This window comes from Streptomyces sp. NPDC045998, assembly GCF_056430285.1.
Genome location: NZ_JBWKLJ010000006.1, coordinates 465,148 through 490,742, shown reverse-complemented (window position 1 = coordinate 490,742; position 25,595 = coordinate 465,148). Strand labels below are relative to the sequence as shown.

Annotated in this window: 20 protein-coding genes, 1 tRNA gene and 1 pseudogene; 12 read left to right on the top strand and 10 right to left on the bottom strand. The window is 71.1% G+C overall.

Translation table 11 applies throughout. The features are described from left to right. Window positions 1-513: 513 nt before the first annotated feature. Both AC07FJ_RS20930 and AC07FJ_RS20925 read left to right on the top strand, forming a co-directional pair. The gene (locus AC07FJ_RS20930) at window positions 514-1,113 is read left to right on the top strand and encodes a hypothetical protein (RefSeq protein ID WP_479050843.1); all 600 of its coding nucleotides are present in this window, start codon (window positions 514-516) and stop codon (window positions 1,111-1,113) included. Window positions 1,114-1,150: 37 nt separating this feature from the next. After that, window positions 1,151-3,829: a helicase associated domain-containing protein gene (locus AC07FJ_RS20925; RefSeq protein ID WP_479050842.1), complete on the top strand. Its 2,679-nt coding sequence runs from the start codon at window positions 1,151-1,153 to the stop codon at window positions 3,827-3,829. A 161-nt stretch (window positions 3,830-3,990) separates the two neighbouring features. Here AC07FJ_RS20925 and AC07FJ_RS20920 read toward each other — a convergent pair whose 3' ends face one another. Continuing rightward, complete coding sequence (locus AC07FJ_RS20920) at window positions 3,991-4,359, bottom strand: STAS domain-containing protein (protein ID WP_479050841.1); 369 nt, start codon at window positions 4,357-4,359, stop codon at window positions 3,991-3,993. Then, entirely contained in the window at window positions 4,356-5,744 is a 1,389-nt protein-coding gene (locus AC07FJ_RS20915) for a PP2C family protein-serine/threonine phosphatase (RefSeq protein WP_479050840.1), read from the bottom strand. The genes AC07FJ_RS20920 and AC07FJ_RS20915 overlap by 4 nt, the downstream gene beginning before the upstream one ends. A 229-nt stretch (window positions 5,745-5,973) precedes the next feature. Between AC07FJ_RS20915 and AC07FJ_RS20910 the strand changes: the two genes are divergently transcribed. Next, window positions 5,974-6,405 carry a hypothetical protein gene (locus AC07FJ_RS20910; RefSeq protein ID WP_479050839.1) on the top strand — a complete coding sequence of 144 codons (432 nt, stop codon included), beginning with the start codon at window positions 5,974-5,976 and terminating at the stop codon, window positions 6,403-6,405. 83 nt (window positions 6,406-6,488) lie between these two features. Here the strand turns inward: AC07FJ_RS20910 and AC07FJ_RS20905 are convergent, their stop codons facing one another. Beyond that, window positions 6,489-6,860 carry a hypothetical protein gene (locus AC07FJ_RS20905; RefSeq protein ID WP_479050838.1) on the bottom strand — a complete coding sequence of 124 codons (372 nt, stop codon included), beginning with the start codon at window positions 6,858-6,860 and terminating at the stop codon, window positions 6,489-6,491. Between the two features lie 554 nt (window positions 6,861-7,414). Here AC07FJ_RS20905 and AC07FJ_RS20900 point away from each other — a divergent pair. The 3 genes from AC07FJ_RS20900 to AC07FJ_RS20890 all read left to right on the top strand — a co-directional run bounded on the left by AC07FJ_RS20900 (window position 7,415) and on the right by AC07FJ_RS20890 (window position 10,235). Beyond that, window positions 7,415-7,491, top strand: a tRNA-Trp gene (locus AC07FJ_RS20900). 1,198 nt (window positions 7,492-8,689) lie between these two features. Further along, window positions 8,690-9,643: a HEAT repeat domain-containing protein gene (locus AC07FJ_RS20895; RefSeq protein ID WP_479050837.1), complete on the top strand. Its 954-nt coding sequence runs from the start codon at window positions 8,690-8,692 to the stop codon at window positions 9,641-9,643. 331 nt (window positions 9,644-9,974) lie between these two features. Next, complete coding sequence (locus AC07FJ_RS20890) at window positions 9,975-10,235, top strand: hypothetical protein (protein ID WP_479050836.1); 261 nt, start codon at window positions 9,975-9,977, stop codon at window positions 10,233-10,235. Between the two features lie 411 nt (window positions 10,236-10,646). Here the strand turns inward: AC07FJ_RS20890 and AC07FJ_RS20885 are convergent, their stop codons facing one another. After that, complete coding sequence (locus AC07FJ_RS20885) at window positions 10,647-10,874, bottom strand: hypothetical protein (RefSeq protein WP_479050835.1); 228 nt, start codon at window positions 10,872-10,874, stop codon at window positions 10,647-10,649. Between the two features lie 1,014 nt (window positions 10,875-11,888). Here AC07FJ_RS20885 and AC07FJ_RS20880 point away from each other — a divergent pair. The 4 genes and pseudogenes from AC07FJ_RS20880 (at window position 11,889) to AC07FJ_RS20865 (ending at window position 13,879) form a co-directional block, all read left to right on the top strand. Then, window positions 11,889-12,524 carry a hypothetical protein gene (locus AC07FJ_RS20880; RefSeq protein WP_479050834.1) on the top strand — a complete coding sequence of 212 codons (636 nt, stop codon included), beginning with the start codon at window positions 11,889-11,891 and terminating at the stop codon, window positions 12,522-12,524. A gap of 474 nt (window positions 12,525-12,998) precedes the next feature. Further along, window positions 12,999-13,166, top strand: a pseudogene (locus AC07FJ_RS20875) (transposase); the annotation flags it as partial. A 14-nt stretch (window positions 13,167-13,180) separates the two neighbouring features. After that, complete coding sequence (locus AC07FJ_RS20870) at window positions 13,181-13,303, top strand: hypothetical protein (protein WP_386583952.1); 123 nt, start codon at window positions 13,181-13,183, stop codon at window positions 13,301-13,303. A gap of 168 nt (window positions 13,304-13,471) precedes the next feature. After that, window positions 13,472-13,879, top strand: a complete 408-nt coding sequence (locus AC07FJ_RS20865; protein ID WP_479050833.1) for a TipAS antibiotic-recognition domain-containing protein — start codon at window positions 13,472-13,474, stop codon at window positions 13,877-13,879. A 200-nt stretch (window positions 13,880-14,079) separates the two neighbouring features. Here AC07FJ_RS20865 and AC07FJ_RS20860 read toward each other — a convergent pair whose 3' ends face one another. Together AC07FJ_RS20860 and AC07FJ_RS20855 are read right to left on the bottom strand one after the other, a co-directional pair. Next, on the bottom strand, window positions 14,080-14,619 hold the full coding sequence (locus AC07FJ_RS20860) for a transposase (RefSeq protein WP_479050832.1): 540 nt from the start codon (window positions 14,617-14,619) through the stop codon (window positions 14,080-14,082). A gap of 144 nt (window positions 14,620-14,763) precedes the next feature. After that, complete coding sequence (locus tag AC07FJ_RS20855) at window positions 14,764-15,297, bottom strand: GNAT family N-acetyltransferase (RefSeq protein WP_479050831.1); 534 nt, start codon at window positions 15,295-15,297, stop codon at window positions 14,764-14,766. A 921-nt stretch (window positions 15,298-16,218) separates the two neighbouring features. Between AC07FJ_RS20855 and AC07FJ_RS20850 the strand changes: the two genes are divergently transcribed. Beyond that, window positions 16,219-16,878 carry a hypothetical protein gene (locus AC07FJ_RS20850; RefSeq protein WP_479050830.1) on the top strand — a complete coding sequence of 220 codons (660 nt, stop codon included), beginning with the start codon at window positions 16,219-16,221 and terminating at the stop codon, window positions 16,876-16,878. A 701-nt stretch (window positions 16,879-17,579) separates the two neighbouring features. Here AC07FJ_RS20850 and AC07FJ_RS20845 read toward each other — a convergent pair. The 4 genes from AC07FJ_RS20845 to AC07FJ_RS20830 all read right to left on the bottom strand — a co-directional run bounded on the left by AC07FJ_RS20845 (window position 17,580) and on the right by AC07FJ_RS20830 (window position 24,403). Continuing rightward, window positions 17,580-19,499 (bottom strand): hypothetical protein, encoded by a 1,920-nt coding sequence (locus tag AC07FJ_RS20845; protein WP_479050829.1) that lies wholly within the window; start codon window positions 19,497-19,499, stop codon window positions 17,580-17,582. Between the two features lie 697 nt (window positions 19,500-20,196). Beyond that, the gene (locus tag AC07FJ_RS20840; protein ID WP_479050828.1) at window positions 20,197-21,405 is read right to left on the bottom strand and encodes a cytochrome P450; all 1,209 of its coding nucleotides are present in this window, start codon (window positions 21,403-21,405) and stop codon (window positions 20,197-20,199) included. Window positions 21,406-21,598: 193 nt separating this feature from the next. Further along, the gene (locus AC07FJ_RS20835) at window positions 21,599-22,819 is read right to left on the bottom strand and encodes an FAD-dependent monooxygenase (RefSeq protein WP_479050827.1); all 1,221 of its coding nucleotides are present in this window, start codon (window positions 22,817-22,819) and stop codon (window positions 21,599-21,601) included. Window positions 22,820-22,870: 51 nt separating this feature from the next. After that, window positions 22,871-24,403 carry an FAD-dependent oxidoreductase gene (locus AC07FJ_RS20830; RefSeq protein ID WP_479050826.1) on the bottom strand — a complete coding sequence of 511 codons (1,533 nt, stop codon included), beginning with the start codon at window positions 24,401-24,403 and terminating at the stop codon, window positions 22,871-22,873. A 459-nt stretch (window positions 24,404-24,862) separates the two neighbouring features. Between AC07FJ_RS20830 and AC07FJ_RS20825 the strand changes: the two genes are divergently transcribed. Next, the gene (locus AC07FJ_RS20825; protein ID WP_479050825.1) at window positions 24,863-25,390 is read left to right on the top strand and encodes a ricin-type beta-trefoil lectin domain protein; all 528 of its coding nucleotides are present in this window, start codon (window positions 24,863-24,865) and stop codon (window positions 25,388-25,390) included. The last annotated feature ends 205 nt before the right edge of the window (window positions 25,391-25,595 follow it).

Sequence of the window (25,595 nt, the reverse complement as noted above, 5' to 3'; positions counted from 1 at the left end):
CCCGCGGCGCGGGTACCACAGCGCTGCGCGCTGTGCAAGCGAACACCCCCGCTTCGCGGGGGTGTTGCGCTCCCGCTCCGCGGGAGCGTTGGTGGGACGCACAGCGTCCCACCAACCCCCAGTGCTACGCACTGGGGGTGACGCTCCGTTCGCTGCGCTCTCGGAGCTAGCGGGGACTTTGGCCCCGTATTCTGGGCTTGCGCTTCGCTTCAGCCCGAGCCGGCGGGTCCGCTGCGCTCCCCCGCCTCAACGGTCCTTCCGGCTGCGCCTCCAGAACCGCTTAGGCCCGCTGGCGCGGGCCGGGCTGGCTGCGAGGGTGGGGGTCGCTCGTTCGTGTCGGGTTTCAGCTAGCGCGTGCATCAGGTTGATGCAGCATGTACCGTTGGCGAAAATAGCGGACACCCTCAAACCGCCGCGACCCTCCCTGAATTTCGAGAGGAACGGCAACAGATGACCGGTCACCACGACCCTACCGGAGCATATATCGCGCTGAGCAGCGATTCCGTACGGCGGGTGAGTCAGTATCAGGCGGCGGCGACCAACGCCCGGTTGAGGCTGTTCGCGGCTGAGGCTGACGACCTGGTCGCGGCGCTGGAGGCCGGAGCGGTCGCCGGGGCGCAGAGCGAGGTGGTCGAGCTGGACGGGATGGCGCCAGCCTCTCAAGGTGCGCGGTTCGCGGACGGCTGGGACGAAGGCGTGATGGCGGTGGGCGAGGCCCTGGTGGGCATCGCGGACCGGGACTGGCAGAGGCGTGGCGGCCGGTCGGCCGGGGCTGCTGAGCTGGCCGTACATCTGGCGGACGTGAGGCGGCGTGAACGGGCGGACCGGGTGCGGCTGGAGACGTTCGTCCGGGAGACCGTGCTGCCGGGCACGCGCCCGCACACCACGGCGCGGCGGCGGGTGCTGGAGGCGCTGGGTGAGGCTGGCGGTCTGTGCACGGCCAGGACGCGGAACGCGGACGGGGACGTCGTGGTCTGCACGCTCGATGCCGGGCACTACGACCTGGACGACAAGCCGCCCTTCAAGGGCGGGGAGCCGGGTGGCTGGCACGAGGCGGGTGCGTCGATCTGGAACGATGCGGGTGCGGCCTGCATTCCGCACGCGGCCATCTGAACGACCACGGGAATTCAGGCTTAGGGGAGGCAAGGGAATGTCAGCGATTCAGCTCAAGGAACATCAGGTAGATCAGCGTGCTGCGTTTCGTAGGTGGGTGGGATTTCCTGCAAGGTCATCTGTGCCCCCGCAGGGTGCCCGTGCCACGATCGTGTCAGCGACCGGCTCGGGCAAGACGATCACAGCGGCCGCGTGCGCGCTGGAGTCGTTCGCGGACGGCCGGATCCTCGTGACCGTGCCGACCCTGGACCTGCTCGTGCAGACCGCCCAGGCGTGGCGCCTGGTGGGCCACCGGGCGCCGATGGTCGCGGTGTGCTCGCTGGAGAACGACCCGGTGCTCAATGAGCTGGGGGTGCGCACCACCACCAACCCCATCCAGCTCGCCCTGTGGGCCGGGTCCGGGCCGGTCGTCGTGTTCGCCACATACGCCTCTCTCGTGGACCGCGAGGACCCGGAGGACCCGACGGGTCGGCGGAAGGTTCGCGGGCCGCTGGAGGCCGCTCTGGCGGGCGGAGAGCGGCTCTACGGCCAGCGCATGGACGGCTTCGACCTCGCCATTGTGGATGAGGCCCACGGAACGGCCGGTGATCTTGGCCGTCCGTGGGCCGCGATCCACGACAACCAGCGGATCCCCGCCGACTTCCGGCTCTACCTGACCGCGACCCCGCGCATCCTGGCGGCGCCCCAGCCGCGAAGGGGCGTGGAGAGCCAGGAGGTGGAGCTCGCGAGCATGGCCGATGACCCGGAGGGTACGTACGGTGCGTGGATCGCAGAACTCGGGCTCTCAGAGGCGATCGAGCGCGAGATCCTCGCCGGGTTCGAGATCGACGTCCTGGAGATCCGCGACCCCTCCCCCATCCTCGGGGAGTCCGAGGAGGCGCAGCGGGGCCGGCGCCTGGCGCTCCTGCAGACCGCGCTCCTGGAGCACGCCGCCGCCTGGAACCTACGAACCGTCATGACGTTCCACCAGAAGGTCGAAGAAGCCGCTGCGTTCGCCGAGAAGCTGCCCGAGACGGCCGCCGAGCTGTACATGAACGACGCCTCCGACGCCGACCTGGCCGCCGCCGAGAAGCTGCCCGCGTCTTCGATCGAGGCGGAGTTCTACGAGCTGGAAGCCGGCCGCCACGTACCCCCGGACCGGGTGTGGTCGGCGTGGCTATGCGGCGACCACCTCGTCGCCGAGCGGCGCGAGGTCCTGCGCCAGTTCGCAGGCGGCATCGACGCGAACAACCGGCGCGTGCACCGGGCCTTCGTCGCCAGCGTTCGCGTCCTTGGGGAAGGTGTCGACATCACCGGCGAGCGCGGCGTGGAGGCGATCTGCTTCGCCGACACCCGCGGCTCGCAGGTGGAGATCGTGCAGAACATCGGCCGCGCGCTCAGGTTGAACCGCGACGGCTCCACCAAGGTGGCCAGGATCATCGTGCCGGTCTTTCTCCAGCCCGGTGAGGACCCGCAGGACATGGTCGCCTCCGCCTCGTTCCGCCCTCTCGTCGCGGTGCTGCAGGGCCTGCGCTCGCACGATGAGCGCCTGGTCGAGCAGCTCGCCTCCCGTGCCCTCACTCACGGCAAGCGCAAGGTGCACGTCCGGCGCGACGAGGACGGGCGGATCGTCGGGGCCGGCGGCGAAGGGGACGGCGAGGAGCAGGACGGCGCCGATGCCGCTGCCGAGTCCGCGCTGCTGCACTTCTCCAGCCCGCGCGACGCCGCCACGATCGCGGCGTTCCTGCGCACCCGGGTCTACCGGCCGGAGTCCCTGGCATGGCTGGAGGGCTACCAGGCCCTGCTCCGCTGGCGCAGGGAGAACGAGATCACCGGCCTGTACGCCGTCCCGTATGACGTCGAGGTTGAAATCGGGGCGACGAAGGCGTTTCCGCTCGGGCGATGGGTCCACCAGCAGCGGAAGGCGCTGCGGGCCGGGGAGCTGGAGGAACGGCGCAAGACGCTGCTGGACGCGCCGGAGGCCGGGATGGTCTGGGAGCCGGGCGAGGAAGCGTGGGAGAGGAAGCTCGCCGCGCTGCGGGCCTACCGGCGGGCCACCGGGCACCTCGCGCCCCGGCAGGACGCGGTGTGGGACGACCCGGCCGGCGGCGGCACCGTGCCGGTCGGGCAGTACATGGCCAACCTCCGACGCAAAGGCGGTCTCGGGAAGGACGCGAAGCGGGCAGAGGAGCGCGCGGCGCAGCTCATCGAGATCGACCCGGACTGGGACTGCCGGTGGCCGCTCAACTGGCAACGGCACTACCGCGTCCTCGCCGACCTCGCCTCCGACGAACCCCACGGCGTCCTGCCAGCCATCGAACCGGGCGTCACCTTCGACGGCGACGACCTGGGCAAGTGGCTTCAGCGGCAGAAGAACCCAGGCACCTGGGCGCAGCTCCTCCCCGAACAGCAGCAGCGGCTGTCGAAGCTGGGCGTGCAGCCCACTCAGGCCCCGTCTCCCGCCCCAGTGGTCGCGCGGGCGACGAAGGGCCCGAGCAAGGCACAGCAGGCGTTCCAGCGGGGCCTGGCCGCCCTCACGCAGTGGGTTGAGCGGGAAGGCGCGGACCGGCCCGTGCCGAGGGGGCACGCCGAGGAGATCACGGTCGAAGGCGAGACGGAGCCGGTGGTCGTGAAGCTGGGCGTATGGATCTCGAACACCAAATCGAGAAGGGGCCGGCTGGACGCCGACCAACTCGCCGCACTACGAGAACTCGGGGTGGGGTGGGCATGCCGCTAACCCGGCGGGGAAAGGCAGCATCCGGTGTGCTGTACGCCGCGGCCCGACGTGTAGCGCCTGGCGGAGCGGATGAGCGCGCGTCGCGACCAGTGCGTTGGTCGCGGCGCGCGCTTGGCCATGTGCTGGCCAGCTGTTGGGGCCGCCCTGGTGAGCGAGAGGTTTCAGGCGGTGGTGTGGTTGCCCGGGCGTGCGGCAAGCGCGGCGTCGGCGGTGGGAAAGGCGGGCAGGAAGGTGTCCATCCCGGTGACGCTGAGCAGGCGGCTCAGCCGGCCGGGGATGGCCGCCAGGGTCAGCGAGCCGTCGGCGTCCTTGGCGCAGCGCCAGATGCCGACGAGGGCGCCCAGCCCTGAGGAGTCGCAGAAGGTGACGCCCGCCAGGTCGGCGACCACATGGGGGTGGCCGTTCGTGATGAGCTCGAGGGCGCGGGCCCGCACGGCGGGCGCGGTGGTGATGTCGAATTCACCGGACAGTGCGAGCACGGCCAGGGCGCCGTCGGTGTGCGGGACATCGATGTGGAGTGCGTCGGTCATGGGCGTCGGTTCTCCTGCCCGACGGAGACGTCGGCGGTCGGGGCGGCGGCGCTGTGAGCGGTGGTGGTGGTGCCTGCGGGAGCGGCGTCGGGTGGGGGGACGGACAGGGCCAGCAGCGCCACGTCGTCGCGTTCGGTGTCGGGGAGGGTGTCCAGGAGCGCGACGGTGTCGTCGATCAGGGAGCCGGCGCTGACCGGTGCCGGTCGCCGGGCGAGGAAGTCCATCAGGCCCGTGTCGGCGAGCATGTGGCCATCGGCGGTGCGGGCCTCGGTCAGCCCGTCGGTGTAGAGCAGCAGGCCCTGGCCGGGCGTCAGGTGCAGGGTGCGTGAGGCGAAGGTGGCTTCGGCGATCGCGCCGACCAGCATGCCGCCCTTGGCGCGGACTGCTTCCACCCGTGCACCGCCTTCCTCGGTGGGGCTCAGGTGGTAGGCGGGCGGATGGCCGCCGGTGGCCAGCGTGACTGTGAAACCGCCGTTCCGGTCCGGATCGAGCAGGCCGAAGATGGCGGTGCAGAAGCGGGTACCGACCGCCGCGTCCAGCAGCAGCGCAGTGTTTAGGGCCTTGAGTGCGGCCGTGGGGTCCGCGTCGACGAGGGCCGCGGCCCGCAGCGTGTAGCGGGTCAGTGAGGTGACCGAGGCTGCTTCGGCGCCCTTGCCGCACACATCGCCCAGGAAGAACGCCCACCGGCCCCCGTCGACGGGGAAGACGTCGTAGAAGTCGCCGCCTACTTCCTGCGGGGAGGCGGTCTTGTAGTGGCAGGCCAGTTCCAGCCCGGGTACCGCGGGCAACGCGGGTGGCACCAGGGTGCGCTGCAGGGTGGAGGCGAACGCGGCGATGGCCGCCTTGTCCCGCTCCGCCCGCTGCCGGGCCTCTTCCTCCGCCTGGCGCTTGTCCTGCTCGACCTTGCGGCGCTCCTGCTCGGCGCGCACCACGCGCAACGCCGACAGCCGCAGTTCCAGCTGGTCACGCACCACCGCCGCCAGGTCCGCGAGCGTGGCCGAATCCGCCTCGCTGATCTCGCGGGGGCGGGTGTCGAGGACGTTGACCGTGCCCAGCCGGTACCCGTCGGCGGTGATGATCGGAGCGGCGGCGTAGAACCGCACCCCCATCGGACCGGCGACCAGCGGGTTGGAGCAGGCGACCGGGTCCAGCAGGGTGTCGGGGATGACCGTGGTGTCATCCGTCAGGACCGCCGAGGCGCACAGGCCCGGATCCCGGCCGATCTCGGTGACGCCTTCCAGCCCGTGGGTGGCCTTGAACCAGATCCGGTCCTCGTCCACGATCGTCACCGTCGCCACCGGAACCTCGAACAGACGCGCCGCCAGCGCCGCGACTCGGTCGTAGGCGCCGTCCGGAGGGGTGTCGAGAATGTCGTAACGGCGCACCGCCGCCAACCGTGCCGCCTCGGCCGACGCGGCCACAGGCCCGCTCGGTGCTATCGCAGGAGGACTCGCTTGCTCCGGCATAACCCTCGTCTCGCTCATCCCCCCAGGAAGGCGCCGACCAGACAGTCAGCACCCAGGCACTGTACCCAAACGTCTCAGCGCACCCGGCCCGACGACGAGCTTCGCGGAAACAGCCGCAACTCGGCGCAGTGATCACCGAAGGCGAAACGTGACGGCTTTCGCGGCCCGGTGGTTCGTCGACCGCGTCCTGCTGGTCAAACCTGAGCGCGAACCCGGACAGGGAACGCTGCACCACCCCGGCCAGGTCGAGGAGGTCTGCCGCCGTGAGGACCTGGCGGACCTGGTGGCCGCCGACACCCCGCTCGGATCCGAGCAGACCGCCGCCCGCCTTCGGGTTCGCCGTGCCGACTTCGGCCACATGGTGCGGCTCGGCTGGGTCCGCTCCCCGCAGTCGATCGGGGTCCGCTTCGGCACCAGCCGGGCCGGGGCCGTCGACGTCGCGCTCTGCACAACGGCGTCCGTCGACGCGGTGCCCGCCGCCCACCCCGAGGTCGACTGGGAGCAGCTGCGCACCCTGGAGAAGGGCCGCCGCTTCCCGCTCGCGTCGCTGCGCCCGGAGCCGGCACCCGTACCGGCGTAATCCTCCGAGGTCCTTGCGCCCGCCCGCGTCCCACGCCGTCTACAAGGGCGGCCCGGGGCGCGGGCGTTGTTCTTGCGTGCCGCTCACGCGTGCCCGGCAGCCGGCTCCCACAGCGGGCGGGCACGTCCCGTCCCGTCGCAGTGGAAGCACCGGCCGCCTCCCGGCGTGCTGCGGGCGCCGATGGTGCCGGCGGCGGGGCGGAAGAGCCGGGTGAGGCCCGCAGTGTGGGCCTTGTGGATCGGGAGTTCCTGCCGTTGGCCGAGCGTGGCCTCCAGCGCGGGGCCGGGGCCGGTGAAGTGGGCGTGCATGCCGCTGGTGATCGAGCGGAGCGTCTCGTTCAGTTCGTGCATCGTCTCCGCGCCGGACAACTGCACGCGGCCCGCGAGGACGGTGTCGGTGGCCGCGGTGAAGGACAGCCATCCGACCGGGCGGGCGAGCGGCCCGACGCGGCCCACGGGGTCGGGATGAGTGTGCTGGAGTTCGGTCAGGGCGTGCCACAGGTCGCCCGGCAGATCCGGGGGTGCGGTCTGTTCTCGGCTGCTCGGCTGCGTTTCATACGGCCTGTGTGGGGCCTGCGGGTTGCCGGCGGCGCCGGGTGGGCCGGTCCGTTCCGCCCGGTGGTGCGGTGGCTTCGGGGCCGGTCCCGCTGTGCGGCCTGGCGACGCTGACCGTACAGCGGTCTTGTGCGGTCAGGTCGGCCGGCGGAACCAGCCGCGGCCGCCCCGGTCCGGCTCCTGGTCGTCCCCGGCTCTGGCGGTGCGGCGGCCTGGATTCGGGCGGCCTCGAGACGGGCGGCTTCCTGCCGGGCGACGTCGTCGGCGTGCGCGGCAGCTCGGCGGCGGGCGGGCAACGGCCCAGCGGGAGACGGCAGCGTACGACGGTCGCACGGCGGGGCGGAGCGCATCGGCGAGCTCGCTACCGGCACGCGCAGCGGGTGCGGCGCTGGGCCGCGGCCGCCGGGAAAGTCGGTGGTGAAACACTCAGCCGGCTGACAGGCTGTCCTCCGCGAAGGGGTGTAGCTCAGATGGCCAGAGCACCGGTCTCCAAAACCGGGAGTCGCAGGTTCAATTCCTGTCACCCCTGCCACACCAGCAGTACAGCGCCCCTGCCGATACGGCGGGGGCGCTGCCGTGTTGCAGTCGTGCTGCACCCCCTGACCCGCAAAAAGGTCCGCGACTCCCTACGAGCGAACCCGTCTCACCGCCGACACGCTGAGAGTCCGGGCCCGCGAGCAGCTCGCAGCGCGGCGGACCTCTGAGGCCAATGAGCGGGCAGCGGACGGCGCGAACGGCGGAACCGCCCGGCGCGCGCGGACGACGACCAGCCCTGCCCAGTACAGCGCGGCGGCGGTCGTACGACGGACGGTGGCGTAGGAGCGGGAGCACGGCGGAGGGCAGCGGGCGACCGGCCCGAACGACAGCGACCCCGACGCGGCGGAGGCGGCGAACGCGTCCACCTCGACCTGAGCGGACGCAAGGACGACGCAGCCCGGCTACGCAGAGACGGCGTACGACCGACACGGCCCGAGCGCGCGACCGTAGAGCGAGCGGCAGCCATTCGGCGGGCGCGGGACGGGGGAGCGGAGCGGGTACGACGACCCCGGCACGGCGCGCGCGGTACGACGTCCTCAGCCAGCAGCCGTACGACAGGCCACAGGGCGCGGCGAACGGACGGGACAGCGTCGCGATCCCAGCAAAGCGGCCGCGCAGAGCAGCGCGGCCGTGCGGTGGGCAGCGGAGCGGCAGGACGCGGGTGCCCGAGCGCCAGAACGTGGCATCGGTGCGCTTCACGCCGTCCAGGTCCCGGCCGGCCAGCACCCGGCCGATCCCTCGCGCGAGGGCGTCGGCGGACTCCTCCACCTGCTTGTCGAACTTCGTCTGCGCCATGCGTCGTGCCCTTTCGGTGTGCCTCCAGGCACTGCACACCCGGAAGCGGACACCTCCCTTCCACGGCCGCCGACCTGTGGATAGATCCGGTGAACGACGGTGGCGTTCGCGGCCGAGGTACGCAATGTGACTGAGCGCGGCAGGTGGCTTTTGAGTATTCCGAATTGGCCCCTGTGCACGGTGGTTGGCCCCGTGTGAGCAGCTAGATCGCCCGCCCCGCCCCCGCCGCCCGGGTTCCGGCGGGTCGCCGGGCAGGTCATGATCAGGTGTCCGAGGGTTCGACGGTGGGGTGTGCTGTGGCGGATTGGCGGAGCGATCCGACGTTTGCGATGTGCCGGGAAGTCGCGGGCGGGGCCAACTTGGCCTCGTTCGCGGGCGGCCCGTTCGACGTGCGAGCGGTGGTGGCCAGCATCCTGCCCGAGCCCCGACGCGACCTGCCCCTCGACGCCGTCCCGTGGGGCAACTTCCCCCACGGCCCCGGCGCCCGAGAGGCCGTTGCCGCCCTCCGCGCCGACGGCGAACCGGGCATGGACGCGACGGGCGTGCTGTGGGGCCTGTGCGCCAACGACAGCCGGGCGGCCGCCGCCCTCGCCGTACCGTTCCTGATCCCCCTCGCCACCGACGCCCACCACCCACACCGTGCCGCCGCCCTCGACGTCCTTTCCGGCCCGGCCCGCGCCCGGTACTTCGGCGTCGCCTCCCGCGAGGAACTCCTCCTTCACCGCACAGATCCCGTACGTCACGCCCCCGACGGAGACGACGACTACGGCTACGGCTACGGCTACGGCTACGGCTACGAAGTAACCGCCTACCCGGCCGGCTGGTCGGTGGCCGCCGCCCGAGCCGCGATCACCGCGGACACGCCCACACTGCTGCCCCTCCTCGGCGACCCCGACCCTGCCGTCCGCCTTGACGCCGCCTACGTCCTGGCGACCGCCGCCGACCTCGACCACATCGTCCGGACCGCCCTGGCCACCGGGTTCGCGGCGGAGCGTGACGCCATGGTCCGCGCCGCCTTCGTCCTGGCCACCGCCGAGATCACCCGGGCCCACGCGCACTCGCCAACCGCGGCCTGGCTGCGAGAGCGCTGGCACGACCGGACGGAGGCCCCCGAAGTCCGCCTGGCAGCGGCGATCGGATGGCTCTGCCTCACCGACGACCCCGCCCCCGAGGAACTCCGCCGGACCGTCGACGCCCTCGCCGACGACGAACGCGCACAGGCGATGGAGGCCCTGCCGTGGATGAGCGCCGCCTCCGGGGCCAACGAACCGGGACTCCTGCGCTGCAAGCGCTGCATGCTCCAACCGGGGGAACCCGACCCGGAAATGGTCTTCTGGGACTCCCTGTTCTGAGCAACCGGGCTGCGGTTGTGCAACGGAGGTGTCCAGCGGGGCCAACTGCGGCGCACGGTCACACGCAACATGGTCTGGCGCGAGACCAGAAGGCGCATGGGGTACGGCGAGGGCAAGGGTCCTCACAGCGTGAACGCACTCAGCCCCACCTCGGCGGCGGCCAGGCGGCTCCACCTCGTCTACATGGAAGTCGCCGCCGAGGCCGGCGTCGCGCGCGCCAGCTGGTCGACGATGCCGCCGCGCGCGCCGGGCGGGCCGGGCGGGCCGGGGCGAGCTACACCCAGCTCGGACAGGCCGCCGGCGGCCTGTCACGGCAGGCAGCTCGAAACCGGTGGCCCGAGGCCGTCGGCACCCACGGGTCCTCTACACCATCACCGGCAAGGAGCCGCCCCGCGGCCGGGCCACCGCCCTCTACCGCAGCGCGGAGCAGGCGGTCGAGCGCGACCGCACCGCCGTGGACGACCGCGCCCTGGCCCGCGACGACACCGTGGAAGCCGCGAACCTGAACTACTGGGCCCTGCGGCTGGAGACGCTGCACCTGTACGCAGCGGCGGAGCGGCGCGCGTACAGCTCCCGGCCACCGTGGCGGTGAGCCAGTCGGCCAGCAGCCACGGAAAAGGCACGATCTGGGCGTAGGGGCGGTAGTCGGTGACGGTGCCGCACTGTCCGCCGGCGCCGTCGGTACTGCCGCGTCCGATCCAGTTGCCCGCCAGCCACCGGTGGCGCCGGCAGACCTCCAGCCGGTAGTCCACCGTCCGGTCGCGGGCGCGGACGCGGCGCTCGACGACAACGGTCGACGGCTCGGTGCATGTGGTGATCTGGCGCAGGACCGGCACAGCGATACCCCCCTCCTGAACACGGCTGAGGATCTGACCATCAGCGTCGGAGGGGAGGGCTGTCGTCCACGATTGGACGCTACTGCTGTGACCCGGCTCTCGTCCTGGGAGCGGGGGGTAGGATACGGCTCACGCGCGGTGACGCCCACGGGGGTGGGTGCGCCTTGCTAGTGCCTCGGTGCGGGGCCGAAGGCGGGCGGCCGCTGGTCGTCTCCGGCAGGGCCGGCATCGCCGTGCTTCCACTCGGGGTCGTAGGCGCAGGGCACGGAGGCACCGCCGGTGAAGTACTCGCGGTCCGGGTACCAGGTGAAGGACATCCGCCGCGAAAGCGAGCGGGGCGGGTCCTGGGCCCTGTTCGTCCAGCGGGACGACGGCACGTCGCGGCTGAGCGGCATCCACTCTGTCGAGACCGCCGACGATGATGCAGGAGTCCCTGGTGGCCAGGCGGTCGACTCCCATCTCCAGGTCCCCGGTCGGCGGGGGTGGCGGCGAAGCCGTTGTAGCGCACCTAGCGGGCGAACATCTCCAGGCAGTCCAAGAACACCTCGTCCGGGGCGTCGGAGTCCACCACCAAGTGGGTCACCTTGTGCAGCCAGTGCTGCACTTCCCGGCTCCCCCAGCCCCAGATGGTGCACGTGCAGGCAGTACGCGGCTACGCGGTTGCCAGCTCCGACGGCGAGCCGCCACCAGAACTGGGCGCTTTCCGGGTACCCCGTCACGTACAGCAGGCAGACGAAGACCAACGCGCCGTCAACGTCCAGATCCCACGCCCCGCCCGCCAACCTGAGCGCAGGATTCCGCTGTTCGCCCGTCAGGCGTTCTCACGCCGCCGAGACCTCTACCACTGCACTCGGCCACACTCAGAAACATTGTGCGGACCTAGGCGCCGCTCCCACCACACCGCCATAGCGGCACAGTAGGCACGTGGTGCGTACGCGCGCCCTCCAACGGCCACCACGCCCGAACCAGGTCAGCAGTAATCGACCAAGGCCGCTCCACTGGCGCGCCTGCCTCCATACGATGGATCCGCACCAGATGCCGTCCCCGCACGTGCGGGGTTAGTCCGCCCATCTCGGCCTTCTCCTGGATGCCGCCGTCGTCCTCGCTCGCGCGGGGGTTGTCCCCCCCCTGGTCTGCCTGGCCGGCATCTCCGTTGGGGGTCGTCCCGTGCCCGGCGGGTAGCACGTCTTGAAGGCCACGACCGTGACCCTGAGGCTGTCATAAGCTCCGCGTACGTTTTACCCGCGTCACCGGCACGATCGGCACGGCGCGTTATCGGCAGGACACGGGTCCCAACTACTCGAATTAAAAGGAGACCAAGGGTGGCATTTGATGTGGAGCAGGCTGTACGGGAAATTCCCGGGATAGAGGAGTTTCCTGGCCTCTCTCACGCGTGGCGCTGGTCGCCCATGTCCCGGTTCGTGTTCTCGCTGGCGATGAACGCGGAGGGGACGCGCGTCCATCAGGTGAACGCCCGAGACTCCTTCGACGAGGACCTGGCCCGGTCGGTGCTCACGTTCGCGCGTGAGCACCGTGCCGGGCTCGGGGAGGACCCCCGGCCCTTCGAGGTCGTTCCCGGGTTCTCCCACCCGGGGTACGACTTCGACGCCCTGGTGGCGATCCAGCCCGACATCCACGGCTACTACGTGGGCCGGAACGAGGGGCTCAACGAGGTCGTGGTCGGGGTCTTCCCGGCGTACGTCCGCGAGTTCTCCGGGAACGAGACCCCGGAGGAGGCGTTCTTCCGCTTCAAGCGGATGCTGAACGCGGCGGACATGACTCGTGGGGCCATGCCGTTCCTCCGGATGAAGTTCGACAACACGAGGACCGGCGGAGGAAGCGAAGGCGACCTCCGTGGTTTCACCACCCCCGACGTGCTGCTCCGGGAGCTGGAGCTCCTGGAGGGCGCGCCCGGCAGCTTCGTGGAGTACGAGAACCACCACGGGCGGGTCCGGCGGATCGAGTGGAACGGCTCGTGGACCGTCGACGGCGAGGCCCGGGAGCACGCGCCGGCCCCCGCCGAGGTCCTGGAGACCCTGAGCTGAACCCGGTCGCGTCCCGCTGAGGACGAGGGCCGTTTCGGTGAACCGGGTGGACGGCGCCGAGAGCCTCGTCGAGTACATCGACGAGGGCGCTGTGGTGCCCGTGAACATCGGTGGCGACGGCGCCTACGGGTTCACGGTGCGCGGTGAGTTTGCTGAGCATGTTGTCGACGGAGCCGGAGTCGTCCCGCGCCCGCAGGGGCAGTCCGCAGAAGGCCGCCGACGACGCCCGCGCCGAGCTATCGTCGCCGCCCCCCCGCGGGGGTAGTCCCGTCGTCGCCATCACCGCCCAGCTCCCCACCGCGTCGGCCCCCTGCACGCGCGGGAGCAGTCCCGCGTCCCGCTCGGTCTGCCGCTCCGCGACCTTGTCGTCCCCGCACGAGCGGGAGTAGTCCGCCGCAGCGCGAGCAGATCGGCGCCGCCCGCTAGGGCGTGTATCGAAAGTGAATCTTGAGGTGTGAATGATCTCGGTTCACGGGTCGGGGAGATCTCACGGACGAACAGTGGGCGGTGCTGGAGCCGTTGTTGCCGAAGGCTACGAGGGTCGGGCGGCCACCCATCTGGCCTCGGCGGCAGTTGATCGACGGCATACGGATCCGCGTCCGAACCGGTGTTCCGTCGTGGAGACCGGTCGACCGGCCGCCATGGAACCGATCCCGGTGCCAGCCGAGCTCGTCCTGCCGCGCGAGGTCGCTGCGGGAATCCGGGCCGCGCGGTCGAGCGGCTGGACGCCCCGCTCCGACGGCTCGCCGTTCGAACTGCGCCTTTCCGCCGCCAGCTGACCAGGACGGAGCACCGGGGGATCCAAGAAATGGTTTGCCGACCCGGTGGCGGTGTGTCACCGTTCGGCCTGGACCGGCAGTTGATCATCGGCGGCCGGTCGATGCCGACATGTCGGCGGCCTCTCGGCGATCTACCGGAGAGGTGACGAAACGATAGGAACCGGTGCCGTGCGGAACAGTTACGAGGACGAGTGTCGCCGGTCGTTGGCCGAGGAGCAGGCGAAGAGCCTTGCCGGGACCAACAACTGGGAACATGTGGACAGGGAGCGGGTCCACCAGGACTGGGACATCCTATACCGGGAGATCACGGCTTTCCTGGACGGCGGCTCCCTGCCAGGGGACCAGCAGATCCAGGAGCTCGTCCGCAGGCACTTCGACATCGCCTGCCGGTTCTACACCCCCTCCAGGGAGGCTTACGTCGGCATGGCGCTCTTCTACGCCGAGGACGAGGCCATGAGGGCGTTCCACAATTCCTACCACCCCGGGCTGGTGGAATTCCTGGGCGCCGCGATCAAGGTGTTCGCCGAGCAAGGGAGCGGGTTCGCCTCTGGCGCAGGGGCCGAGGCTTCGGTGTAGTCGGGCGCCACGGGTCAGGACATGCAGGGGCGGGGTTCAGGCCCCGGGGCTGTCGCAGCCCCTGGGAGGAGGAAGCAGAGACCGCGGTCTCGGGCTGGTGCCGAGGCAGCATCGTGCGTGAGGACGACTTCGTCTGTGTCTTCTGTGGGGGCGATCTGCCCGCGGCGTGGAACGTGGATCCCGTTGCGTGAGACCGCCGGTCACGGCCACTCGTTGATGGTCGCGACGAGGACGGTCGCCTCGTAGCGGACGGCGAGCTTGTCGTATCGCGTGGCTACAGCGCGATGTCTTTTGAGGCGGTTGATCCCGCACTCGACCGCGTGACGCTCGCGGTAGTCGGCCGGGGCGAATCGCGGCGGCCGGCCGCCGCGGGAGCCGCGCTTCCGGCGGTTGCGCGCCTGGGCGGCCTTGTCTGGGATGGTGCAGCGGATCCCGCATCGGGGCAGGTAGGCGCGGTTCTTGCGGGAGGTGTACGCCTTGTCGGCCCGCTCCCAGTCGGGGCAGAGGCGTGGCTGGCCCGGCCCGGCCCGATGCGAGGCACGCGGATCTTCCCCAGCACGGGCTCGAACTGAGGCGAGTCGCCGCGCTGACCGGCCGTGACCACGATCGCCATACGCTTCTGACCGTGCTCGACAGCCACGTGCAGCTGGGTGGTGAACCCGCCTCGCGAACGTCCCAGCCCGTGATCGCCGGGCCCGGTTAACACGCCACCGGGCCGGGTTTGAGGGACAGTCGCACACGTTGCTGTGGTGCTCCCAGCGGGAGGGCTCCGTGGTGGGCCCGGGGGTAGTCGGGCTGCCAGCCGGCAGCCGGCGACACCGCTCCCCCTGCCCGGCGCGCTGGTGGCCGTCACGAACCCGGTGTTCCTGACGGCCGCCGCCGACTCACCCCTCGTACTCGCTGAGATCGATGGCGTGCACGCGGAGCGGGAGACCGAACCGTGGGTCGGCCGTGTCGCGCTCTGGGACCATGCCGAGCTTGCGCATGACGTTGTGGCAGGCCGTGTTGGAGATGTGGGCGATGGCGATCACCCGGTCGAGGCCGCGGTCCTGAAGCGCGAACTCCAAAACCGCGTGGGCGGCCTCGGAGGCGTACCCCTGCCCCCAGAAGGGGCGCCCGATCCGCCAGCTGATCTCCACCTCGTGCCGCATTTCGGGCAGGGACTCGGGCACGGAAAGTCCAGCGAAACCGATCAGCTCGCCGGAGCCGAGGAGCTCGACGGCGAAGAGCCCGAAGCCCTCGTCGTCCCACTCCTCCTCCCACCGCTCGATGGACTCGGCGGTCTGTTCCAGATCCTGGATGGACCCGTCACCGATCCAGCGCATCACTTCGGGGTCCGCATTGATCTCGGCCATGGGGGCGAGGTCGTCGTCGGTGAAGCGGCGCAGGAGGAGGCGGGGTGTGAGGATCTCTGTCATGGCTCCATCGTCCCTCACCCGCACGCCCCGCCCGCCCGCCCGTCACGGTGTCATCACCCGCTCCGCGTACATGCCCGGAAACCGGGCTAGGTCCGCGGCGTGCATGGTCGGCAGCAGCGGGTTGTTCCTGTTGTCCCACTCGTGGACGGGTAGAGCGGCCCCAGGGACGGGATAGCCAGCTGCACACCGACGCCGGGATCCCTCCGGCTCCCGGTAGACGCGGGCCCACGCACCGAGCCCGCGCTGGGGAATCTGCTGTCCGGCCTTGGCCATCTGCTTGAGCACCTTGTGGCCCGCCGCGAGCCGTCCGGCGCGCGACGACCGTAGGGCGGGAGGCGGCCGTAGGGCGGGCGGCGACTGCGGGAGCGCGCCGTGGCCGCCTTCAAGAAGACCACGCGCACGGCCGTCGAGAAGCTGTACCGACCGGGCGGCTACCGGAAAGGGCCGGGACCGTCCTCCTGCCACGGGGATCGGGAAGGACGGCCCCGTATCGGTCATGCCCCCGGGGCGGCAACCGTCGTCCTTCGGCCAAACCCCGCACCCCGGTCCCGTTCTACGCCCTGCCCATCGCCACGGCCAACGGCCATACGACGGGCGGCGGGTGGGGGCGGCGGCCGGCGGGCGGCAGTAGCACGCCCCAGCAAGCGAGCGGCGGGCGACGGCTACGGCCGTTCGGCGACGGCAGCGGGACAGCAAAGAGGCAGCACCGCGAAGGAACCAGGCCCCAGCTCAGGCACAACACGGGCGGGCGGGTGCAAGGTCAGCGGGGTGCGCGCAGCGGCCCGGCTGACCGACAGAGCGGCGAACGGCGGCTTCGACAGCGCGGTACAACGGGCGGCAGGCGCGGCTCAGGCGGGCGGTGCGCCGTCCTGACGTGCGGCCTGCCAGCGGTCGATGAGTTTGGGCGGCGACAGCAGTCTGATGGAGGACATACGATCTCTGGAGGCTGCCCTATGGCTGAACCACACGTTCGGGAAACTCGGAAAGCTCTGGAACGGGCGATCCACGCCGAACGGAGGCACTATGCGCACTCCCGCCCTTGTCATCGCCTCTCTTCTCGTGGCCGTTCCATCGGCACTTCTTGTCCCTCCTGCTAGCGCGGTCCCGACGAACGTTCACGGCACGAAGCCGAGCGGGTGGCGTTGTCCCCGCACTTTCGACGACGAGTGCTTCGCAACGAGCGGACCTGGTGCGGCGAAGGTCGTCAAATGGTTTTCCGGAGACTTCAACTCGGGCCTGCTCCGCGAAGGGAACGCACGGTTCGGTCGCCAGCACATCGCCAAGGGCGGAAGCACAAACAAAAAAGAAAACCATCCGGTTGACACACAGGCCATGAAACTATGGGACAAGGCGATCAACAATCTTACCAAGGGAAGCTCCAGCTCCCCGTTCCCGAACGGCCTGCTATCCACCCTCAAATACAAGACAGGCACCCAGAAGAGAACAATGTGCGTTGTCTCCGACCGTAGTGACTACGTCCACGACGGAAGGAACTACGGTGTGAAAGGAATCATCACCGCGTACTGGGTTTCCGGCCACGTCGGCCCTTCGGGATGCGGCAAGGATGAAGGTAGAATCTGAAGCGCCCTCAAGCCGGCCGGAGAAACCATGCCCACCGAATGGCCCGTAGGCGCCCTCGTCACACCGACAGTCGCATTCGATCACCCGGAAGATCCCGTCGGGGAGGTCGTCATGGTCACCCTCGACGGCGAGGTCCTCGTCAGATTCCCCCTATCCGGCACGGAGGTCTACGCCCCCGACGAGCTAGCCCGCGCCCAAGGCGAGCGCCCTGCCGACTGACCGACGTCGCCTTGATCGTCCCCAGCTCATCCTCGCCGGCCACACCCCCGAGGAAGCCGAGAAGCACGCCGCCCAGATCCCGGCCTACCGGGATGCCCCCGAAGAAGCGGTCGCGGCGTTCGCCTCCTCGATCACCGGCTACTGGGAACAGCGCGCCCACGAGGGCGTCAAAAGCTTGCGGGCGTACAGCTGGCGCGCTCTGGAAGCCGGCCGGAGTGGGAGGCGCACCGCCGCTGAACGCCACGTCGCGGCTTGGGCCCGCGAAGGCCACGTTGTGCGGTGACTCAGGCGGCGGTGCTCAGGTCCGCCGTGGCGTCGCTGATGGCTGGTCCTCGGGGAGTCACGGGGCGTACTTCTGCAGGTCGAGCACGCTGAATAAGACCGTCGCGGCCCGGGCCCGCCGCGTAAGGCCAGTTGCTGGACGAGCATGACGCCGTCGACATCAGCGTCAGGCCGCCACGGCCGCCCGGCGGGGCGGCGGTTCAGCGCCGCGCTGCCACGGCTGCGGCGGCCGCGGCCAGGATGCGGTGCAGGACGGGGACCGGGATCGCCGGATTGGTGACCGCCGTGCATGCCGTGTGGCGGTCGTGCAGCAGTCCTGCAAGGACGCGGGCCGGCAGCCGCGGATTGCGCATCGCGGTCCCGCGGACGTGGGCCGCTGGGTCGTTCAGCAGCCGCACCGCGTCGGCCGGTGACAGCCGGGGGTCCTCGGCCGCGCGGCGGCGCACCTCGGCTTCTGGGTCGCGGGCGAGGCGTGCGACATCGGCAGGCGTGGACTCCGGATCGTCCAGGGCCAGACGCCGCATCCGCCCACAGGGGGCGTCGGCATGGCGCAGCAGGCCGGTGCGGGGGAAGTTGGGGTGGCTGCGGGGGCGGTCGGGGTGAGTGAAGCTGCCGTCCCACCAGCGCCACACCTCCAGCAGCATCTCGGCCGGGGCGTCATCGCACGATTCGGCGAGGAAGAGGCGGACCGTCCGGTCCTCGTCCTGGGCCAGACGCTCCACGATATCCGGTGGAAGATGCCGGGCACGGGCCACGCTCCGGCGGATGAGCGGATGGGACGATACGGCGAGGCGGCGCATCGCGTCGGCGTCACCGTGCAGGCTCTCGACCCAGGGCAGAGTCCGCGACATCGACGTCGGGTCGAAGTCGTAGCGCACCGCGGCACGCTGTTCCTTGTTGAGGTCGGGCCGCAGTGCCACCGCCGAGCGGATGTCGTCGCATGGGTCCTCCGCCAAGACGGCGACACCGTGGGCACTGAGAGCCGGGTTGGCGGCCAGTGCTCGGCGTACCTTCGCGTCCCCGTCCGTAATCAGCTCCGCCTCCAGCTCGGGCGAGAGACGGCACTGTTCGAGCGCGCGCCGGGGCGCGGGCAGCGCGGCAAAGACCTCGCGAGGCATGGGGACGCCGGTGTGGTGGGCGAGCAGCGCCGCCGTACGCACCGTGTCGTCGGTGTCGGCCAGCAGTCGTGCCCGCAGCGGCGCGGCGAGGTCTTCCCACCGGGCGCAGGCAGTCGCCCGCACCCGGGGATCGGCGTCGACCGCGAGGCTGAGGAGGTGGTGTCCGGGGAGCCCCGGGAGTTCCGCGGCCTGAGCGCGGGACGGGCCGGCGAGGAGGTCGTCGTACAGGTCCCCGGGGAGTTCGACGCCCCAGGCGCAGGCACGCTCGGCCCAGAGCACTCGCCGGCTCGGCGACGGTTCGGCGCGGATCAGGCGTACCCACTGATCGGACGTGAGCTTGGGCCGGAAGGTGTCCGCGGGCCTCGAGCGCACCTGCGGATCGGGATGTGCCACGGCGGCGTCGAGTACGGCGGGCCGGTCGCAGCCGTGCAGGAAGCCCGCCTCCACATCCAGCAGCCGGATCAGCAGCTCGTCCGGCGCGGCCGGATTGGACCCGATCCCCTCCGCCCAGTGCAAGGGCCATGTTGGCCGGCCGGGCACCGCCGACCACACCTCGGCGCGCTCGGCCTCCGTCTCGCGCCCGGCGGCCACGGCGGCCTCCTCCAGCCGCTCCGGCAGTCGGTCCAGGGCCGTCACCCGAGTCCCGTCCGCGCCGGGCACCTCCGCCAGCAGCACCTGCCCGTCGAGGGAGAGCGCCACGAACCCGGGGTCGCCCGTCAGCCCCGGCACCCCGCCGCCGGCGTAGCGGACCCGGGTCCACCAGGAGTCGTTGCCACCGATCCGATGTCCGAGGACGGCCACCAGGAACTCGCCGTCGGCACCTGCAAGGCGGCGCCACCACTCGGCGTCGAGCGCTTCCCGGACCGCGCCGTCCGGCGCCGCGATCCCCCGCGCGATCCGCCAGCCGGCCTCCGGCGGGAACAGACTGCCCGGGCGTACGTCCTCCACAACCGTGAGTCCGGCGCATGGGAGCAGTTCGTGGAGTTCCTTGCGGTGTCGCACGCGGTCATGATCCCCGCCGACTCGCGGTGGGACAAGGCCCTCAGTCCGGGCGCTACCGTCCCTCACCCGCGTACGTCATTGCCTGCGGTGCCGTTCGGCCCCGCCCGCGGTAGTCCAGTCCTCACCGACGCCCCGAAGCCCTCGAAGCCCTCGAACCGTCGTATCCGTATCCGCGGGGCTACTGTGCCCGGCAGCTCCAGGCTCACGTCCGGAAGGGCGTCGTCCCTGCAGGCGCGGGGGTAGTCCCCAGGCCCGCACTGCTGGCATCCCCTGGTGCACGCGTTGTCCCCGCTCGTCCCCGCACGCAGGAGAATCCCGCGCCGCAGCGGGCAGCTAGTGGGTCGAGCTTGGAGTCGCCCCCCGCGCCCACGGGGGGTAGTCCCCCGGTTCGATGTCCTGGCCCGGGTCCTCGCGGAGTCGTCCCCGCACGCGCGGCAGTTCCTCCGCGAGGATCAGGAAGCAGTCCAACCTCGTTGAACCGGGCTGTTGAGCGGGGAGCGGAATCCGCGCGCAGCGGAAGGCGGGGGTGCGGGCGTGACCGTGGGCGTACGTTCGCCGCACGGATGATCACCGCCTCGCCCCTGACCCCGAGCTCCGGCCCCCACTCCATCACTCCGACCTCGATGAGGCGCTCACGAGCCGCCGGCGGTCCTGATGACCGGTGCCGCGCCCGCCGCCTACGGCGCGCACCCCGCCATCACCACGTCACGGCCAGCTCCTCGGGTCCGCGAAAGATCGTGCCGGGCTGCCATCGCACCTGATGGGCGGGGTGAGCGAGCCGCAGGTGGGGAAGACGGCGCAGCAGGGTTCCGAGCAGGACGTCCGCTTCCATGCGGGACAGTGGGGCGCCGGGGCAGTAGTGCGGGCCGTGTCCGAAGGCCAGCTGGGGTGGTCCCTGGCGGGTGAAATCGATCCGGCCGGCGTCCGGGTAGGCGTCTTCGTCGCGGTTGGCGGTCATGTAGGAGTGGCAGACGTACTCGCCCTTGCGAATGGTGACGCCACCGATCTCGACGTCGTCCGTGGCGAGGCGGGGCCGCCCGATGCCGTAGCGGCTGGGGGTCCAGCGCAGCAGCTCCTCCACCGCCTGCGGCAGGAGCTGCGGCGCGGAGCGCAGGTGGGCCCACAGTTTCTCGTGGGTGAGAAGGACGTAGAGGAAGTTCGAGAAGTTGTTGCGCAAGATGTTCCAGGCGTTGATCTGCAGCCCGGTGACGGTCTCGGCGAGTTCGGCCTCGTCGATGCAGCCTTGGTTCACGGCGGCCAGCAGGGTGCCGAGCACGGTGCTGTCCCCGGGGTGGACGCGTTCACCGGAGATGAGGGTGCGGAAGTAGTCGCTCATGGCTTGGCTGGCTTGGCGCCCGTCGTGGGCGCTGGCCTCGTCGGTGGACCTCATCAGGGCTCGCCGCGACCACGCGCGGATGCGCTCCCGGTCGGCGGTGGGGACACCGATCAGCTCGCCGGAGACATGGAGCGTGAACGGGCTGATCACCTGCCGCACGAGATCGGCCGGCGGGCCGGCCGTCAGCAGATCCTCCAGCAGCCGGTCCAGGATGTCTTGGGCCACCGGCCGCAAGCGGTCCATGGCCTGCCGGGAGAACAGCGGGTTGACCACCGCGCGAAGCCGGGTGTGTTCCGGCGGATCGAGCATGGTCAGTGTTCCGGGGCGTGAGATGTTGTGCTTCGTGGTCCTGGGGAAGGAGCCGACGCCGGCGCGTGCCCGGCTGAACCGCGGGTCGGAGACGACGCGGACGACATCGTCGTAGCGGGTCACCAGCCACGCGACCCCCTCGCCGAACGGCAGTTGAATGCGGAAGATCGGCCACTCGCGCAGGGAGGCGAGCAAGAACGGGTCGAACTCCAGCGCCGGCGGTTCGGTGACAACGTACCGGCGACAAGCTGCTTCGGACATCGGTGCTGGTCCTTCCATCGCGCCGCCCCTACTCCAGGATCGGCACACGCCTGTCGGCGGCAATCGGGTCGAGCCATTCGAGGCAACGAACCCGGAAGCGGGGTGATGCCGCTTCCGCGCGAGGCGGCGTGGCCGAACCCGTTCGACGGCCCACGCGTCGTGCTTTTGATCGCGCGCAGTCGTGGGAGGTGGTTCAAACGGAGGGCGGAAGCAGGCCGGCGACGGCGATGGCGAGCGCGCGGTTGGCTGCGGGCACGGCGAGTACCCGGGTGAGCAGACGCTTTAGAACGGTACCCGGCACAGTGAAGTCGGTCATGACCGCACGTTGCAGGTCGGTACTCGCCAGCACCCGGGCCACCGCCGCCCGGCGCCGGGCGGCATAGGCATCCAGCAACTCCGCCGGAGCACCCCCGACCAGATGGGCGCCAAGTGCGCCCGCCAGGTCGACCGCGTCCCGCAGGCCGGTGTTGAGCCCCTGCCCGCCCGCCGGGAAGAGGGCGTGGGCGGCGTCCCCCGCGAGCAGGACACGGCCCGCACGGTAGCACTCGGCGTGGTACGAGGCGCCGGAAACCCGGGCCACGCGCCGGGGGGCCCGCACGTCGAAGTCGTCGCCGCACACGCGCCGCAGGGCCGCCCGGACCTCGGCTAGGGTCGCCGTGCCATCCGCGGGCTGTCCCACCGTGTGCTTGTCGATCACCACCACACGGTGGCAGCGCTCGGGCAGCGGCCATAGCAGCAGCACTCCGCGCCCGTCGTTGTTCGGAGCGGTTCCGGGTGGTGGCGGGCGGTCCAGGATCACATCGGCCAGCAGGGAGGTGGCGCGCACCGGCGAGCCGTTGAACGCGATGCCCGCGTGCGCGCGGACCGCGCTGTGGCTGCCGTCGCAGCCGACCGCATAGCGGGCCCGGATACGGCGCCGGCCCGCCGCCTCCCGCACCGTGAGGTCGACACCGGTCCGGTCCTGGCACACGGCAACCACCTCACACCGGCGTCGCACTGTCACCCCGAGGGCACGGGCACGGCGTTCCAGGGAGCGCTCCAGAATCTCCTGCGGCAGGCTGAGCATGAAGGGGAAGGGCGTGTCCAGGACGGAGAAGTCCAACTCGACCGGGAGCGCGGCGAAGTGCCCGCGCGGCAGCGGCCGACCGCTGACGATGAGCTCCTCGGCCAGCCCGCGCCGGGAAAGAATCTCCAGAGCGCGCGGGTACAGATGCAGCGCCCGAGTCCACCCGGCGCCGTGGGCCCACTTGTCCAGCAGCGTCACGCGGATGCCGGTCAGGGCCAGGTCGCAGGCGACCAGCAGACCGACCGGGCCCGCTCCGACCACCACGACCGGTACGTCGTCCACCGGTACGGAACCTGCCCGCTCCTTCCGTATCCGGTCCTCGTGCCGGCCCGGGGGACGGAATCCCATGGCGTGGAGCGAGCGGGTACGCCGGCCTGCGCCTCCCGGGGCGTCATGGTCTCAGCCGGGGATCCGCGCCGGGGCGTCGAGGCGCAGCGCGTAGTGGGTACGCGCGGCGTCCAGGTAGCGTCGCAGGCGAGTGGTGGCGCAGGAGCTGTCGGTCGACTTCGGTGCGAGGAACTGGGGGTAGATGAGCTCCGGAGCCAGGGCGAGAGGCTGTCCCAGTTCCTCGTTGAGGCGTTCGATGCGGCGGCGTACCCACTCCCGCAGCGGGGTGCCGTCGACCCAGAAGGGCAGTTGCATTCCCTGCTCGCTCATGGTGTCCACGGCGTGTTCGACAGCGTCGGTGAGCGCCTCGTCCGGAGTCAGTACCGCGATGGGCAGACGTTCGGGTGCGAACCATCGCAGATCCGTGTCCTCGGCGGCGGGATCCAGGACGGTGGCGGCCAGCCGAGGGGCGAGCGCCGGCGAGCAGTGGAAGCCGTCCCGGTAGGTGCCGGTGGCGAAGACCAGGCCGGACATGGAGCACGGGCCCAGCAACGGAAAGCAGTCCAGCGGGACGGGCCTGGCCCCGACCATGAGGCGCCGCACGCGGGCGAAGGCGAGGTCGTGGTCGAACTGCTCGCACACCTGGCGCATCAGTGAGTGGCAGGAACCGAGTTCGGCGCCGGCGATCGGCTCGGTGGTGATGACGTTGGTGGCGCCGATGTACTGGTGGCCCTCGTCTGCCATGGGGACCACATGCAGGCCGCAGGTGGCCGCCCGGTTGGGTGTGCGCATCACTTGCCGGGCACCGGGCCCGCTGGTCGTGGTGCGCTGGACCAGCAGTGACGCGCCGGTGCCGAACAACATGGGCGGCACGGCACCGGGCGGCAGCACGGTGTCGGCCAGCGCGCTCGAGGCGGCACCGGCGGCCAGGACGACCGTGCCGGCCGTCAACGTGTCGCCGTCCCCATCGAGGCGGACCCCGCGTACCGCACCCGCACCGGCCAGCAGTTCCCGGACCGTACCGGACACCAGGCGCACACCGAGCCGCGACGCGGCGGCCTCCAGCGCCGCCAGGACCGCGCGCGCGTCCACCGCGCCCTCCCGGCGCAGGTGCAGCACCCGCAGTGGGCGCGCGTCGGGCCGCGGTGCCAGGCCGTCCACGTCGGCCGCCCCCAGAAGGTCGTACGGTTCGTCGTACCGCTCGGCGGCCGCGCGCATCGCCTCGAAATTGTCGGCGGCCACGTGGCCGGACCTGGCGCCGAGCAGGACGAACGTTCCCGGGCGGTAGGAGGCGCGCAGGGCCTCTCCGACAGTTGGGCCGGCCAGGTCGGCGAGGGTCTCCACCCAGCCGGGCCAGGCGTCCAGGGCTTCACGGGCGAGCGCGAAGCGAGCCCGGGAGACCGGGTGCCGGTCGGTGTAGCGGGTGACCTCCCCGAAGCAGTTGAGCATCGCCCCGGCGGCGGCGGTGGCCGCCATCGGCCGGCCCGTGGGCCCCACCACCGCCACTCTGGTCCTCGGGGCGCGCAGAGCGATCTCGACCGCCACCGACAACCCCAGCACGCCGTTGCCCACCACCACGACGTCAGCCGTCTGCGAAGTGACCATGCCGCGTACCTCCCACTCGAGCCAGGACACGGGGTCCGACGGGGGTGGTGTACAAGCCGGTTGGTACGCGAGCCACCGGCACGCACGACCTGCGGTGGTCCCCGGCGGCGCCCATCAGGCCGAGCGTGGCGCGCTCCCGCCCCCCGGGCAAACCGGGACAAGCCACGCGAGTGAGAAGGGGCCATTCGGGTGGCACGCGACCCAGGACCTGCCCGTGCGGGTCTCCGGCCCCTGTCCATGAGAGGGAGAGCACCGGGGCGGATCGGCTCGGCGTCCGACAGGGAGAGGCGACAGGGAGGAACTTCTCAAGGTTTGCAGAACGACCCATGACTCGTTCGTGTGAGCGTCCACCATCTCCCAACTCGTCACGCACAGTGCGTGATTCCATTCATAGAGTCACGAAAGGGCGTCTGTCCCGGCGCCCGTGCCGTGGCCCGATGAGGGGAAGGAGACTGACCTATGCGTCACACCGTCACCAACCTGGTGAGAGCGGGTAGGAAGACCGCAGTCACCGCTCTGATCATGGCGGGTTTCCTCGCCGCGGGTACCCTGGCGACTCCCGAGAAAGCGACAGCACAGAGTGGGCTGGTGCTCGAGAACGTCGCCTATTCCGACATGGTGCTCGACAACGATGCCGGTGGAGGCGAGTACTCGAGCATCCTGGCGTACGACCGCAACGGGGGGAAGAACCAGGAGTGGCAAGTGGCCTCCGCAGGCGGTAAGCCCGTCCAGATCAGGCAGCGGGTGGGAGGGGAGGAGCTGTGCGTCGGCGCGGTGTTCAACGGCACCGCCGACATCTCCATGCAGAAATGCGAAGGCAACGGCGGCGTGGTGTGGTGGCACGCGATCCAGGTCGGCACCCGGTACGTCTACCGGAGTCCCGCGCAGCAAAAGTGTATGGCGGTCATCCGGAGGAACGCGCCCGTGGAACTCGTCGAATGCGCCTTCGGGGATCAGGCGCAGCAGTGGGTCAAGCGGCCCGCGTGACCTGCTGACGTACACGAAGAGGCCGCTGCTCTGACGGCCGGCCGGCAACGGAGAGGGTCGTACCCGCGAGGGCGCGGCCCTCGCCGCGTTCCCTGGGACGCCTCGCCACGTGCCGCTCGGCGCTTCTCCGCAGGGCCTGCCTTGGGGTGAGTGCCCTACCGGTCACCTCGCGGTGCTGCCCCGGTCGGTTCCCGCGCCTCGGGGC